Here is a 14,697-nt window from a genome sequence, read left to right as displayed (position 1 = left end):
ATTACCGGTTAAAGCATGTCCATAAACTGTTTGGAAGCCTGGGAAACGGGTAAGTTTTCATTATAAGCTACGACCATCTGACGGGTAGGAAGCTTTTCCGAAAGCTTGACCTGGAATAAGTCCCTGTCATTCTCAGGGATGCAGAAATCCGGAACAAATGCGATCCCAAGGCCGATGCGGGCTAAGTCGATCAGAAGATCGTTGCTGCTCAGTTCGATTTCAGGGACCAGATCAAGCTGTTCCTTTTGAAACATATGATGAAGGAACTCACTGGTCGTACTTTTTCTTTCCAGCATCAGAATGGGATAGGTCTGGAGAGTCCCAAGGCTTACGGTCTGTCCCTTCAAAGGAAAATATTCCTGATTGGCGACAAATACATCGGAGAATTCGTTAATGACCCGGGTATTCTGGGAACTTGAGAGCCCTGAGTTGGGAAAATTGGTGATGATAAAATCCACCTGTCCGCTTTCCAGAAGATGAGCGCATTCTATGGAAGTCTGGTTGGTAACCTTGATGTGTACATTGGGGTAGGTTTTATGAAATTTATTTAAATATGGAACAAGGTAGTAGCGGCAAATAGTGTCACTTGCACCGATCCGCAGCTGGCCGCCGTTTAAGGTATTGGCCTCCAGCAGCTGGTTTTCTCCCTTTTGAATCAGATTTATGGCTGGTTCTATGTGCTTTAGGAGGATGTCTCCTTCCGGAGTAAGCTGCACCTTTTTCGTGCTCCGGACGAAAAGGGTCTGGTTCAGCTTCTTCTCCAGCACCTTGATGGACTGGCTGACCGCCGACTGGGAGATAAAAAGCTGTTTGGATGCCTCCGAGAAGCTTAAGGTGGTGGCAACGTGGTAAAAGACTTTATAAAGTTCATAATTAATATCCATTATTAGTCCTCCTTATAAACATATGGATATTCTATCATGGATCTGATTGGTTTGTAAAGGCGTTTGACAAATTTCCTGGGGTGCGGTATAGTACGGGCACAGAAGCCAGGATATGAAAAAAAAGGAGTGATATAAGAGCATGCATGATGATTTTTACCAGATGTATCTGGAAGAGATGGGACATATCCCTCCCTGTACCAGGGGGGAGCAGGAAGACCTTTTAAAGGAAGCAGCACAGGGCAGGAAAGAAGCGAAAAAAAGACTTGTTGAAGGAAATTTACGGGCTGCCCTGGAATATGCAAGGGAATATGACGGCAGGGGCGTTCTTGTAACAGATCTGGTTCAGGAAGCCAATATGGCTCTCATGATGGCAGTGGAGGAGTATGTCCAGTTGGAAGACAAACCGGAGTTCGAGAGCTTTAAAAACCTGAGAATCAAGGAAGCCCTTGATGCAGCTGTGGAGGAACAGCAGTCTGCAAAACAGACAGGAGAAGAGCTGGCTGCCCGGGTGAATGTGCTTCAGCAGATATCCCAGCTTCTTGCAAAGGAACTGGGACGGGAGGCTACAGTAGAAGAACTGGCTGACAAGATGAAGATGACCGTGGAAGAAATAAAGGGAATTATGAAGATTGCAATGGATGCCATGAGCATGAATGCTGAAACCATGGATTTAGAAGACCTTGCAGGAGTGGAGGGCATCGAAATCACTGGGGATGAAGAGGCTGATGATTACGATTATGAAGAATAAGAGACTGGGAGAGATGAGATGAAGATATATCTGATACGCCACGGACAGACAGACTGGAACATCCAGGGAAAAATCCAGGGGAGCCACGATATTCCCCTTAATGAAACGGGCAGGAGGCAGGCGGAGCTGCTGGCAAAGGGCATGGATTCCCGCCCGGTTTCCAGGATTTTTTCCAGCACCTTAACCCGTGCTATGGAAACAGCCGAAAGGGTCAGAAGCAGGCAAAAGGTGGAAATCTGTTCCATGCCCCAGCTAATTGAAGTGGAATTTGGCAAATGGGAAGGCATGACGTGGGATGAGATCATGGAAGCGTATCCAGAGGAATACAAACGGTGGGCGTTATGTCCTGATGAAGCGTCCCCTCCAGGCGGGGAAAACCAGGACCAGGTTTTAAGCCGCTGTGTATGGGCAGTCAGGGAAATATTGAGGATCACCGGGGGCAGAGAGGATGTTGCCATTGTATCCCACGGCGCCACCATCGCCTATCTTGTCTCCTATATGATGCGCAATCATCCGGAGGTAGAAAGCATTATTGTGGAGAATGCAAGCATTACAACGGTTAATTACAGTCCGCTGACGGAAGATTTCATGCTGTTGGAGATGAACGATACTTCCCATATGGAGGAATAAAAAAAGCCCCTTTTAAAGAGGGGAAGTATAAAAGAAGCAAGGAAGCCTTTTGGCATCCTTGCTTCTCTTGGACAAGTACTTAATCAAATATTGTTTCTATGAGGATTTTCACCATGGAAGGGGTGGTGCGGATATAAAGCATATCCCTTCCAGCACAGCGCAGGGAGGTCTGCATAAGAACCTTCATTGGAGCGGAATCGTCAAAGATGCTGACCATGTTGGCACATGATTCCACAATGGAGTTAAGCTGCCCGGCCTTTTCAATGAACTTTTCAATGTGTTCTTCTTGAAGCTGCAGGCATACCTCCAGATAGGGACTTTGTTCCTCTTTCTTTAAGCGGGCGTTTTCAAATGAATATTTTTGGGATAAGTCCTTTAATTGCTGATGAAGATCCATAAATCTAGCACTCCTTTATTAAAAAAAATCTTTTATTACTATAGTTCAAATTATTTAAATTTTCAAGTATTTTTATAAAAAATGTCGAATTTTGTCAAATTACGTCGAAGGAGAAGGAGACCAGATAAAATATATGGCTGGCTATGATTTTCCTCTGTCGATGGCATCTATAATATTAACTGTACTGATTAATAACATAAGATATATTAATTTCTCTAATCTATATAACTTGTGGTATGATTAATACAAGAGAATAACAGGTAATTCCTGTCCTGATAAACCATGGGGAGTTTTAGCAAGGAGGAAAATATGAGTGTAAGAAGAGTATATGTTGAGAAAAAAACGGCCTATGCCGTTAAGGCGATGGAATTAAGAGAAGAAATCGCAGGCTATCTTGGTATCAATACGGTGACCGGTGTGAGGGTGCTGATCCGCTATGATGTGGAGGCTCTGTCCGACGAAGTCTATGGATTGGCTCTTACTGCTGTATTTTCTGAGCCTCCCGTTGATGAGGTTTATGAAGAGGATTTCCCAAAAGAGGAAGGGGATGTGGTTTTTACCGTAGAGTACTTGCCGGGCCAGTTTGACCAGCGGGCTGATTCCGCGGTGCAGTGCGTCAGGCTGTTAAAAGAAGATGAAGAGCCTGTGATCCGGTCCGCAACCACCTATGTGATTTCCGGCGTTCTTACAGAAGCCCAGATTGCCGACATCAAATCCTTTTGCATCAACCCTGTGGATTCCAGAGAAGCAGAGGAAAGAAAGCCGGAGACTCTTGCTGCAATGTTTGAGACTCCTGAAGATGTGATTATTTTTGCTGGTTTTACTGATCTTTCAGAAGATGCATTAATGGAATTATATGAGTCCTTAAATCTGGCAATGACGTTTAAGGATTTTCTTCATATCCGGAATTACTATAAAGAGGAAGAACAAAGAGACCCGTCAATGACAGAGATAAGGGTCCTTGATACCTATTGGTCGGATCACTGCCGCCACACTACCTTCCAGACGGAATTAAGGGATGTGACATTTCATTCGGGAGATTATCGTATACCCATTGAGGATACTTACAGACAGTATCTGGCAGACCGGGAGGTAGTCTTAAAGGGAAAAGACGGTAAGTTTGTGTGCCTTATGGATCTGGCTCTCCTGGCGATGAAAAAGCTTCGTATGGAGGGAAAAGTGGAGGATCTGGAAGTATCCGATGAGATCAACGCCTGCAGCATAGTGGTCCCGGTTCTGATTGACGGTGTAGAAGAGGAATGGCTGGTGAATTTCAAAAATGAAACCCACAATCATCCTACGGAGATTGAGCCCTTTGGCGGTGCGGCCACCTGCCTTGGAGGAGCGATCCGCGACCCTCTTTCCGGCCGCACTTACGTATATCAGGCCATGCGGGTAACAGGAGCAGCAGACCCTACAAGGCCTTTGAGCGAAACATTAAAAGGAAAACTTCCTCAGAGAAAGATCGTGACAGGAGCAGCAGACGGCTACAGCTCCTACGGAAACCAGATCGGACTGGCAACCGGTTATGTAAAGGAGATTTACCATCCGGATTATGTGGCAAAGAGAATGGAAATAGGCGCTGTCATAGGTGCTGCCCCAAGAAAAAATGTCATCCGGGAGACTTCGGATCCGGGAGACCGAATCATTCTCCTTGGGGGGCGTACCGGACGGGACGGCTGCGGCGGGGCCACCGGCTCCTCCAAGGTCCATACGGAAGCCTCCATTGAAACTTGCGGAGCAGAGGTCCAGAAGGGGAACGCGCCCACGGAACGAAAGATACAGCGTTTGTTCCGCAGGGAAGAAGTGAGCAGGCTCATTAAGAAATGCAATGACTTTGGTGCAGGAGGTGTGTCGGTTGCCATAGGAGAACTGGCAGACGGCCTGCTGATCGACTTAGATAAGGTTCCGAAGAAATACGCAGGACTGGATGGTACGGAAATTGCCATCTCTGAGTCTCAGGAACGCATGGCTGTTGTGGTTGATCCAAAAGATGCAGACCGGTTCCTGGCCTATGCGGCAGAGGAGAACTTAGAAGCAGTAGTAGTGGCAGAGGTAAGGTCAGAGCCTAGGCTTGTGATGAATTGGAGAGGAAAAACCATTGTTGACATCAGCCGGGCTTTCCTGGATACCAACGGAGCCCATCAGGAAGCCTCGGTTGTTGTGGAAATCCCGGACAGAGAACCAGGCGCATTTATGAGACAGGATATTGCAGATGTCAGGGAAGCCTGGCTGAAGCTGCTTTCTGACTTAAATGTCTGCTCTCAGAAAGGGCTTGTGGAAATGTTTGACGGTTCCATTGGGGCTGGAAGTGTGTTCATGCCTTATGGAGGCAGGTACCAGCTGACAGAGACTCAGACCATGGTGGCAAAGCTTCCGGTGCTGCGTGGAACGACGGATACCGTTACTATGATGAGCTGCGGCTTTGATCCTTATTTGTCAAGCTGGAGCCCTTATCACGGCGCAGTATATGCAGTATTGTCTTCTGTTGCCAAAATCGTGGCATCAGGCGGCGATTACAAAAAAATCCGCTTTACCTTCCAGGAATATTTCCGCAGGATGACTGATGATCCGGCGCGGTGGAGCCAGCCCTTTTCCGCCCTCCTTGGAGCATACAGCGCCCAGATTGGATTTGGGCTTCCTTCCATCGGAGGAAAGGACAGCATGTCAGGCACCTTTCGTGACGTTGATGTGCCGCCAACCCTTGTTTCCTTTGCTGTGGATGTTGCAGAAGGGAAGCATGTTATAACGCCGGAATTTAAGAAGGCGGGAAATAAGATTGTAGTATTCCGGATTGAAAAGGATTCCTATGATCTTCCTGTATACAGCCAGGTCATGAAAGGCTATGAAGCATTGTTTGAAGATATCTGCGCAGGACGCATACTTTCTGCCTATGCCGCAGAGAGCCATGGGATCTGTGAGGCGGTCAGCAAGATGGCCTTTGGAAACCGGTTGGGCATAAGGATCAGTAACAACGTAGATCCAAAAGATTTCTTTAAGGCCGGCTGGGGAGATGTGGTATGTGAAGTTCCGGAAGGAAGGCTTGAGGAACTGACTGTCTCCTATACCGTCATTGGTGAAGTCACTGATAAGGGCGTGTTTGAATACGGCGGTACTGCCATTGCCATAGATGAGGCGCTGAACGCATGGACAAAACCACTTGAAAATGTGTTCCCAACGGTATCAGGGGTAGGAAAGACTCCTGTTACAGAGCAGTTTTATGATACAAAGGATATATACATCTGCAGGAATAAGGTTGCAAAGCCTAATGTATTTATTCCGGTGTTCCCTGGTACAAACTGTGAGTATGACAGCGAAAGGGCTTTTCATAGAGCAGGTGCCAATGTGGTGCCAAAGGTCTTTCGGAATTTAACGGCCCAGGACATCAGGGAATCGGTGGAAGTTTACCGCAGGGAAATATCCAAAGCCCAGATCGTCATGTTTCCCGGAGGATTTTCCGCAGGCGACGAACCCGATGGCTCTGCCAAGTTTTTTGCCAACCTATTCCGGAATCAGGTGATCAAGGAGGAAATCGGAAAGCTGTTAAATGAAAGAGATGGCCTGATGTTAGGAATCTGCAATGGCTTCCAGGCTTTAATCAAGCTGGGGCTTGTGCCGGAAGGAATGATCACAGAGCAACGGGAGGATTCCCCCACGCTTGCGATGAATACCATTGGCCGCCATGTTTCGAAGATGGTTTATACAAAGGTGGTGTCGAATAAGTCGCCATGGCTTTCAGGGGCAGAATTAGGAGGCGTTTACTGCAATCCGGCTTCTCATGGAGAAGGACGGTTCGTTGCAGGAGAGGAATGGATGAAACGACTGTTTGACAATGGACAGGTGGCAACTCAATATGTGGATGACAAGGGATGCCCTACCATGGATGAGTGCTGGAATCCTAACGGTTCTTTCATGGCGGTTGAGGGCATAACAAGCCCTGACGGGCGTATCCTGGGCAAGATGGCTCACTCCGAACGCCGCGGCAAATCGGTGGCCATGAACATTTACGGTGAGCAGGATATGAAGATTTTTGAATCCGGTGTGAAATATTTCCAGTGAGCCCAGGCAGTTCCTTGTATGTAGAAATATTCATGAAAATTACAACAATTTAAAGCAAAAAGCGTTTCTTCTGTGGATGCCATCCACGGAAGAAACGCTTTTGTTTTAAGCTGATTAAAATCGTAACGCTTTTTAACGGCCGAAAGGTGTATTCTCACTTGACAATCCATAAATTTAAGCCTATGATTCATCAGGTATATTTTCATATAGTATTGAGATTATTGACTATACTAAAATTAATACGTATCAGAGAGGAAATTAGGATATGCATTCAAAGAGAAAGATAAAAAATATATTGTTGGGAAATACATTGAAAAACAATGATCTGGAAGGAGAAAAGATGGGGATCCTTTGGGGAGTGCCCATTATGTCAAGTGATGCGGTCTCCTCAGTGGCGTACGCAATTGAAGAAATGCTTCTTGTTCTGGCTCCGGTCCTGGGACTGTCGGCAGTTCATTACCTTGGATATATTACATTGCCGATCATACTGCTGTTTTTAGTTTTAGCTTTTTCCTATTCACAGATTATTGCAAACTACCCAAACGGAGGAGGCGCCTATATCGTATCTTCTGAAAATATTGGAAGGGGCTCTTCCATGGTAGCTGCCTCTGCCCTGATCATTGATTACGTGATGACGGTGGCAGTCAGCCTTTCTGCGGCAACGGCAGCCCTTATTTCCGCTTTTCCGGAATTAGCTGATTACCGCCTGTTGTTTGCCCTGCTTTTTCTATGTATCATCACACTCCTTAATTTAAGGGGAATGAAGGAGTCTTCCAAGCTTTTCGGAGCTCCTACTTATGTATTTATCATTATCATGCTGGTACTTATTACAACCGGATTTGTAAGGCTTATAACGGGGAATTTACCGCCGGTCCATTATTCTGAAACAATTCAGCCTGTTGCAGGCGGAGCCGGAACGATCTCCATGTTCCTCCTGCTCAGGGCCTTTTCTTCCGGATGTTCGGCCCTTACTGGAGTGGAAGCCGTGAGCAATGCGGTTCCAAGCTTTCGTGAGCCGTCACAGCGGAACGCCAAACGTGTACTTTTTATTCTGGTAGGGATCATTATCACCATTCTCGGAGGTTCGGTGCTGCTGGTTACTTCCTTAAATATCATACCTTTAGAGGGAAAGACGGTGATCTCCCAGCTTGGCATGGCAGTGTTTGGACAAGGGCCAATGTTTTATATTCTGCAGTTTGCAACCTCCCTTATTTTGTTATTGGCTGCAAATACTGCATATAACGGTCTGCCTACGCTGCTGGCGATTCTGGCGGAGGATGGATTTGTGCCCCGTCAGTTCATGCACCGCGGGACCAGGCTCAGCTTTTCCAATGGAATTATGTTCATCTTTTTTGCAGTAGCATTTTTGCTGATTGTATTTAAGGCAGAAACCCATTATCTGATCCCCTTTTATGCCATCGGAGTTTTCTTGTCATTTACCTTGTCCCAGTATGGAATGCTGGCCAGATGGATCCGGGTAAAAGGAAACGGTTATTGGTATAAAATGTGTATTAACGGCCTTGGTGCAATTATGACGGCTACTGGAACAGTCATTGTATTTGTGACTAAATTTTCACAAGGCGCCTGGGCGCTTGCCATCCTCATACCGGTTCTTGTTTATATTATGCACCGTATTGAAACTCACTATCAGTTTGTCGGCCGTCAGTTGGCGGTCAACGACTTTATGTCCCATTATCACAAAAGCACCAGTCATGACACCAATCTTTGCATTGTACTGACCGGAGGAATTAACCGGTCCGTGCTGAAAGCGTTAAATTATGCAAATTTAATCACTTCCAATGTGGTAGCTCTCCACATTGCTACAGATGAGAAACAAAGTCATCAGCTTCAGAAAAAATGGAAGGAAACAGGAATTGATATTCCTCTTGAGATCATCATCTCACCTTACCGGGAGCTTATTGAACCGGTGGAAGAGTATATCAGCAAAAAAGAAGACGATCTGCTTCCGGGAGAAATGATCACGGTCGTTATGGCACGCTTTATGGAAGAGACCTGGTTTGCCAATATTCTTCATAACCAGACCACTTATTTCATAATGCAGAGGCTGAGAAAGCACAGAAATGTTTCTATGGTCCTTGTTCCCTATATTTACAGTGCGGCATTTAAGCCAGCTCCAAAGCAGAAAGACGAAAATATGGATAAAGTCAGAGCATAAAAAACAGGGAATAAAAAACAGGCAGTAAAGCCTCTATGCCTGAATCGGCAGATACACTTCGATGTAATTGATGGGTGTATCTGCTTTTTTTTCCTGATTTTCTTTTACGGTATCCTTGAAAGCGCAGCTTAATAAGTGCCCGCTGTAGGCAACTCCGAGGAGAGAATATCCTTTTTGTCCTGCCCAGTCAGCTGCGTCTAAAACAGCCTGTGATTCTATCAAAGGGCTGTCTGATGCAACTACGGTATATACACAGCGTTCCTGCTTTAGTAAGGGATAGCCGTTTAATGCCTGTTTTAATTTCATAATGGAGGCAGTATCCTCAGCGATCATGAAGAACTCGTTTATCTGGTTTGCCTGGTTCCCCTCTATCCCATATTCCTGGCAGATATAGCATAAATCAGAGATGCCTTCTTGACTGATGAAGTGATTGTCCGGCATCTGGTAATGGGGTGGCATGGGTCTTAGGTCATAACGGTTTAAATATTTTTCTACATTTTTATAGTGTTTCTGCAAATGAGTCAGATGGATGAGGGATTGCCGGTGCTTTTCCATCTGTTGTTTTTCTTCAGTAATTTTTTCCTGAATCATGGAACAGTAGGAAGGAAAGGAGCTTTTATACATGATACGTCCGATATCCTCGATGCTGAAGTTAAGTCTGCGGTAAAACATGATGCTTGAAAGCTTTTTAATATCATCATATGTATAGGTTCGGTAACCATTTTTTTGCTTTTCCGGTTGTATGATTCCCTTTTTTTCATAAAAGCGAAGGGTGTCACGGCTTAAGCCTAAACGATCGGAAACTTCTCCAATGGTGTATTTTTTCATTTTGATTCCTCTTTACAGTCCGCATGTCAGCGGGAGAGTCCGGTGAAATGCGGAAGAATCCGCAGTGCAGCGGGTAAGCCCGCAGGATCGCCCTCTCATGGGCATACGCCCGATAAAATAGAACGGGACAAAACTTGCTTACGTAGATAGTTTACCATAAAAAGACGTATTTTCAGCTTTACGGTTTTCTTTCTATGCTTACGAATTATTAACGGAAAGAAGTTTGAAATCGTAAAAAACTATGTTATGATAGAAGCAGAAATAAAGCTTGTACTTACAAAAGAAGCTTGAGAAGGGGGTATTTTTACATGGGAGAAAGTAAGAAGAAAATGGTTAAATGCCTGGTATGCGGAGCCGTATTTGAGGAGGGGAATGAGGTTTGTCCGGTATGCGGAGTAGGACCGGAAAATTTTGTCCCTTATGAGGAGGAAGAAAGGAATTACCATAAAAACACGGAGGAGTTATACCTCATACTTGGTAATGGAGCGGCTGGTGTCAGTGCTGCTGAGGCGATTCGGGAAAGAAATTCCACTTGTTCCATCGTCATGGTTACGAAAGAGGACTGCCTGCCTTATTCAAGGCCCATGCTGACGAAATCCGTGATGGGAAAGGATGAAAGAGAAGAATTGCTTCTTCATGACCCGGCATGGTACGAAGAGAAACGTATCTTAAATCTTACGGGAAAACAGGCGGAAAAGATCGATACCAGGGAAAAGGAAGTCACCTTTGATGACGGAATCCGGCTTAAATACGACAAATGCATCTATGCATTGGGATCGGAATGCTTCATACCTCCCATACCTGGAAGTGAAAAGAATGAAGTGGTTGCCATACGCCGGCTTTCTGATATAGAGAAACTTAATTCCCTCCTTTCCGAATCAAAGAGGGCCGTGGTCATTGGCGGCGGCGTGCTGGGACTGGAGGCAGCCTGGGAATTAAAAAGGACAGGCCTTTTAGTTACGGTATTAGAGCAGGGCGGCCAGCTTATGAAGCGCCAGCTTGATGAGGAAGCCGGTGAATTTTTAAGATCCATAATACTGGAAAAGGGGATCGATGTGAAATTCCAGGCAGTTACCCGGGAGATAGAAGGGGAAGAGAAGGTGACTGGTGTCCGCCTTGAGGATGGAACCGTCCTGCCGGCAGATCTGGTGGTCATATCCGCAGGAGTCAGGGCCAATGTATCTCTGGCAGAAGATGCAGGTGCTAAATCCGGACGGGCAGTAATCGTTAATGAGCACATGGAAACCACGGTACCCGGCATTTATGCGTGCGGGGATTGTGCGGAATATGAAGGGATCAATTATGCCATCTGGCCTCAGGCTGTGGAGATGGGGAAGGCAGCAGGAGCCAATGCAGCCGGAGAAAGGATCTCCTATAAAACCGTGACAGCAGCTCTCACATTTAATGGCATGGATACTTCCTTGTTTGCAGTGGGCGACCCTGGAAAGGATCCAGGCAGAACCTATGAAGTGAGCCGGGAAGAGGATGGCGAGAAGAAGATTTACAAGGTGTATTATTCTGTAGAAGGCAAGCTGACGGGCGCCATACTCATTGGCGATACGTCAGATATGGGAAGAATCCTGGAAGAGATTGATTAAAGGATTAATAAAGAGGTGCAAAGGTCTTTTGGAAGACGTTTGCACCTCTTTGCTTTATTCCACTGATATATGATATTTTTCCAGCCAGTAGTTGATCTGAAGGATATAGGCAAGCATCTGGGGGCCAGCCATGAGCTGACCGTACCAGGGTTTTCCGTAATCCGATGGACTGGTAAGGAGTTTTTCAAGTTTCTTCTCGTCTAAAAATTCCATAACCGGAGCAGAACCGCCAGCTATCATTTCCTCTACCCGTCTGGCTAAAAGCGCTTCGTAATTGGTATCATAGGTTTTGGGATATGGAGATTTCCTGCGGAACAGGATCTCATCAGGCAGAAGCCCTCTTCCGGACTGGCGAAGGAGATTTTTTACCACCCCATCCCTTGTTTTCATATCCCAGGGGACATTCCACACGTACTCGATGATCCGGTGGTCTGCAAATGGTACCCTGGCTTCAAGGCCGGAATACATGCTGTCACGGTCCATCCGGTTTAATAAGGTCTGCATAAACCAGCGGAGATTCAGATAAGAAATCTCTCTTCTTCTTGCTTCTTTTGGATTATCCTCAGAAAGGACAGGAGTTTCTGCCACAGACTTTTCGTAGGCTTCCATAACATACTCATCCATTTTTAAATAATCCAGAAATTCATCCTTTAAGATGGCTTTGCGCATACCTAAGTCCATGGTCCAGGGGAAAGTCTGGGCTTTAAAGCATTCTTCTTTATGAAACCAGGGATATCCTCCGAATATTTCATCTGCACACTCCCCGGTTAAAGCCACCTTATTAAACTGTTTGACCATGGAGCAGAAGTGGAGCAGGGAGGAGTCAATGTCTCCCATGGCCGGAAGGTCATGCGCAAGAACGGAGTCATAAAGCCGGTCTGCCTGGGTGCCATTGTCACATTCCAGATAATGATGGTCGGAATTTATAAATTTTACCATTTGGTCCACAAAGGGACGGTCCTGCGATGGCTGGAAGGTGCTGGCTTTAAAAAATTTATCATTGTTGACAAAATCAAAGGAAAAGGTAGTAAGCTGTCTGCCCTTTTTTTTCAGTTCTGCAGCACTGACAGCCGAAACCAGGCTGGAATCCACCCCTCCTGACAAAAAGGTGCAGATTGGAACATCGGAAACCATCTGACGGCGGATGGAATCCTGAACCAGGAAGGAGGTTTTTTCAATGGTTTCCTCATAGCTGTCCTCGTGGGGCCTGCTTTCCAGCTTCCAGTAGCATTTTAAGTGGAAGCCGTCCTTAGAGCAGAGAAGCATGTGGCCCGGGAGGATTTCATTGATTCCTTTAAAAACCCCACAGCCGGAGGTATGAGCCGGTCCCAGGGAGAAAACCTCGTTTAAGCCTTTCCGGTCTAATACTGGACGTATGCCCGGATATGCAAAGATTCCTTTCAGCTCCGAAGCAAAGATAATTTCTCCATCCCGTATGGTGTAATAGAGAGGTTTTATGCCGGAACGGTCCCGGCAAAGGCACAAGCGTTCCCGGAATGGGTCCATAATGGCAAAGGCAAAAATACCGTTTAACTGTTTCACAAAATCAGGCCCGTATTCCATATATCCGGTTAATATCACTTCTGTATCAGAGGTGGTGGAAAAGGAATGGCCCCGTTCCTCTAAATCCCGGCGAAGCTCCTTTGTATTGTAAATTTCCCCATTGTACACAATTCCAAATGTTTTGCCTGCCTCGGTTTTTGTTATGGGCTGGCGGCCGGTTGTTAAGTCGATAACAGATAAACGGGCATGGGACATACCTCCCTGATGAAAGAGCCAGATCCCTGAATCGTCAGGTCCCCGGTGTCTTTGGGTTTCTGACATCTGTATCAGGATGTTCTCATAATAGGCTTTATCTTTCTGGTAATCGTGATCTGGATTGTAAAAACCAGCAATTCCGCACATGGAAATCCCTCCTTAAAGCTGGATTATCTATAAAAGGAAACAGGCAGCAATAAAAGTAGCAAGAAAACCGATCATGACCGGAGGAAGATTCTTTCTGGCAAGCTCCAGGGGATTTACGCTGCAGATGGCGGCAACGGGGATAAGCCCCCAGGGGACGATGGTACCTCCGCCGACGAAAATTGCGGCAATCTGTCCCAGGGTAGCCAGAATAGGAACCGAAGCTCCAACTGCCGTACCAAAGGTATGGGCCAGGGAACCGGTAAGGGGCAGCCCTGAAAAACCAGAACCGTCCAAGCCAGTCAGGCCTCCGATCACCAGCTGGAAAAATGCAGCCATATATTTATTGAGAGGAATGTTGTGAGCCAGCCAGATAGCCCAGTCATTCATAATTCCTCTTTGGAACTGATCCCCCATGATGGAGGAAATTCCCTCCCCGCCTAAAAAGAAAAAGGCCCCGATGATGATGACGGGAGCAAAGATCCGTATGGCAAAAAGAAAGCCTTCCGTAACATAAGATGTCACTTTTTCCAGAGAATGCCTGCCAAAGCCAAGAATCGCCCCAATGCACATAACCAGGACGGCTGTGCCGGAAACCATGCTGGTGGCTTCTCCTCCTTTTAAATCAAAAGCCAGCATAAGAATGATGTCGGCCAGGAAAAGAAGAGGGGTCAGGATCGCCATGATAATCGCGGCAATCCCGGTATCACGGTGTTCTTCCGCATTCTGGATATGGACTTCCTGACAGCAGGCAGCGATTTCGTTCCTGTTTAACAGATATGCAGAAACCACTGTAACAATGCCCATTACCAAAAACAAAGGCCGCCCCTTGATTAAGATCTGGTCGGTTGTAATGGATGCTGCTGCTGCGGAAATGGCCGGAGCGCCCTGGATGACGAAATCGTAGCTTAAAGCAATGCCATGACCGAATAAGTTCATGGCCATGGCAGCTGCCAGAGGATCCAGACCGGCTTTAACTGCAAAGGGCAGCATGATCGCCCCCACCAGAGCCACGGATGGAGAGGGCCAGAGAAAGAGGGAAAATACCAGCATGGTACCTCCCAGGATCCACCAGGTGAAGGTGGGAGTTTTCATGACCTTTGACATGGGAATCATCATCAGATAGTCGCTTCCTAAGTCTTTTAAGCATTTGGACAGGGCTGTGACCAGAGCAATGGTGGCGATGATATCCATAAACTCTCTGGAAGCATACAAGATGGCGTTGAATACAGTCATGATGCCTCCAGTCAGGGACTTAAGGCCTGCAAGGCCAAGGAGGAAGAGAAAAAGGATGCAGACCAGGGGCGTATCCTTTCGGAGAACCATGACAGTCAGGATTACAATGACGCCGATGAGATAAATATAGTGCATAGGTGTAAGCACCAGATAAGGATCAAACATAGGAACCACTCCTGTGATAAGAATATATTCTATACTATGATAAAGAGGAAAGGACAGTGTGATTTTTTTTTCGG

Annotated in this window: 10 protein-coding genes; 5 read left to right on the top strand and 5 right to left on the bottom strand. The window is 46.3% G+C overall.

Annotated features, from left to right (window positions below; translation table 11 throughout):
* Positions 1-8: 8 nt before the first annotated feature.
* Positions 9-884: a LysR family transcriptional regulator gene (locus H171_RS12245; protein ID WP_100305409.1), complete on the bottom strand. Its 876-nt coding sequence runs from the start codon at positions 882-884 to the stop codon at positions 9-11.
* A 139-nt stretch (positions 885-1,023) separates the two neighbouring features.
* Between H171_RS12245 and H171_RS12240 the strand changes: the two genes are divergently transcribed.
* Both H171_RS12240 and H171_RS12235 read left to right on the top strand, forming a co-directional pair.
* Entirely contained in the window at positions 1,024-1,632 is a 609-nt protein-coding gene (locus tag H171_RS12240) for a sigma-70 domain-containing protein (RefSeq protein WP_100305408.1), read from the top strand.
* A gap of 18 nt (positions 1,633-1,650) precedes the next feature.
* Positions 1,651-2,262: a histidine phosphatase family protein gene (locus tag H171_RS12235; protein WP_100305407.1), complete on the top strand. Its 612-nt coding sequence runs from the start codon at positions 1,651-1,653 to the stop codon at positions 2,260-2,262.
* Positions 2,263-2,341: 79 nt separating this feature from the next.
* On the opposite strand, the gene H171_RS12230 is transcribed toward H171_RS12235, so the two are convergent.
* Positions 2,342-2,659: a hypothetical protein gene (locus tag H171_RS12230; protein ID WP_100305406.1), complete on the bottom strand. Its 318-nt coding sequence runs from the start codon at positions 2,657-2,659 to the stop codon at positions 2,342-2,344.
* A gap of 309 nt (positions 2,660-2,968) precedes the next feature.
* Here H171_RS12230 and H171_RS12225 point away from each other — a divergent pair, with 309 nt between their 5' ends.
* A complete protein-coding gene (locus H171_RS12225) occupies positions 2,969-6,718 on the top strand; it encodes a phosphoribosylformylglycinamidine synthase (protein WP_100305405.1) in 3,750 nt (1,249 codons plus the stop codon).
* 265 nt (positions 6,719-6,983) lie between these two features.
* Positions 6,984-8,894: an APC family permease gene (locus H171_RS12220; RefSeq protein WP_100305404.1), complete on the top strand. Its 1,911-nt coding sequence runs from the start codon at positions 6,984-6,986 to the stop codon at positions 8,892-8,894.
* A 33-nt stretch (positions 8,895-8,927) separates the two neighbouring features.
* Here H171_RS12220 and H171_RS12215 read toward each other — a convergent pair whose 3' ends face one another.
* Positions 8,928-9,722: a MerR family transcriptional regulator gene (locus H171_RS12215; protein WP_100305403.1), complete on the bottom strand. Its 795-nt coding sequence runs from the start codon at positions 9,720-9,722 to the stop codon at positions 8,928-8,930.
* 308 nt (positions 9,723-10,030) lie between these two features.
* Between H171_RS12215 and H171_RS12210 the strand changes: the two genes are divergently transcribed.
* Entirely contained in the window at positions 10,031-11,320 is a 1,290-nt protein-coding gene (locus H171_RS12210; protein WP_100305402.1) for an FAD-dependent oxidoreductase, read from the top strand.
* A gap of 54 nt (positions 11,321-11,374) precedes the next feature.
* On the opposite strand, the gene asnB is transcribed toward H171_RS12210, so the two are convergent.
* Positions 11,375-13,225 carry an asparagine synthase (glutamine-hydrolyzing) gene (asnB, locus tag H171_RS12205; RefSeq protein WP_100305401.1) on the bottom strand — a complete coding sequence of 617 codons (1,851 nt, stop codon included), beginning with the start codon at positions 13,223-13,225 and terminating at the stop codon, positions 11,375-11,377.
* A 27-nt stretch (positions 13,226-13,252) separates the two neighbouring features.
* On the bottom strand, positions 13,253-14,623 hold the full coding sequence (locus H171_RS12200) for a citrate transporter (RefSeq protein ID WP_100305400.1): 1,371 nt from the start codon (positions 14,621-14,623) through the stop codon (positions 13,253-13,255).
* Positions 14,624-14,697 lie beyond the last annotated feature (74 nt).

Source organism: [Clostridium] celerecrescens 18A (assembly GCF_002797975.1).
In the GTDB taxonomy this organism is placed as follows: Bacteria; Bacillota; Clostridia; order Lachnospirales; family Lachnospiraceae; genus Lacrimispora; species Lacrimispora celerecrescens.
The sequence above is the reverse complement of the archived record's forward strand: the minus strand, read 5'-3'. Positions and strand labels throughout refer to the sequence as shown.

Bases quoted from the DNA above. Each gene is read 5' to 3' on its own strand.
- H171_RS12235 (WP_100305407.1), top strand. From the start codon at position 1,651: ATGAAGATATATCTGATACGCCACGGACAGACAGACTGGAACATCCAG.
- H171_RS12215 (WP_100305403.1), bottom strand. From the start codon at position 9,722: ATGAAAAAATACACCATTGGAGAAGTTTCCGATCGTTTAGGCTTAAGC.
- H171_RS12230 (WP_100305406.1), bottom strand. From the start codon at position 2,659: ATGGATCTTCATCAGCAATTAAAGGACTTATCCCAAAAATATTCATTT.
- H171_RS12240 (WP_100305408.1), top strand. From the start codon at position 1,024: ATGCATGATGATTTTTACCAGATGTATCTGGAAGAGATGGGACATATC.
- H171_RS12220 (WP_100305404.1), top strand. From the start codon at position 6,984: ATGCATTCAAAGAGAAAGATAAAAAATATATTGTTGGGAAATACATTG.
- H171_RS12225 (WP_100305405.1), top strand. From the start codon at position 2,969: ATGAGTGTAAGAAGAGTATATGTTGAGAAAAAAACGGCCTATGCCGTT.
- H171_RS12245 (WP_100305409.1), bottom strand. From the start codon at position 884: ATGGATATTAATTATGAACTTTATAAAGTCTTTTACCACGTTGCCACC.
- H171_RS12200 (WP_100305400.1), bottom strand. From the start codon at position 14,623: ATGTTTGATCCTTATCTGGTGCTTACACCTATGCACTATATTTATCTC.
- H171_RS12210 (WP_100305402.1), top strand. From the start codon at position 10,031: ATGGGAGAAAGTAAGAAGAAAATGGTTAAATGCCTGGTATGCGGAGCC.
- asnB (WP_100305401.1), bottom strand. From the start codon at position 13,225: ATGTGCGGAATTGCTGGTTTTTACAATCCAGATCACGATTACCAGAAA.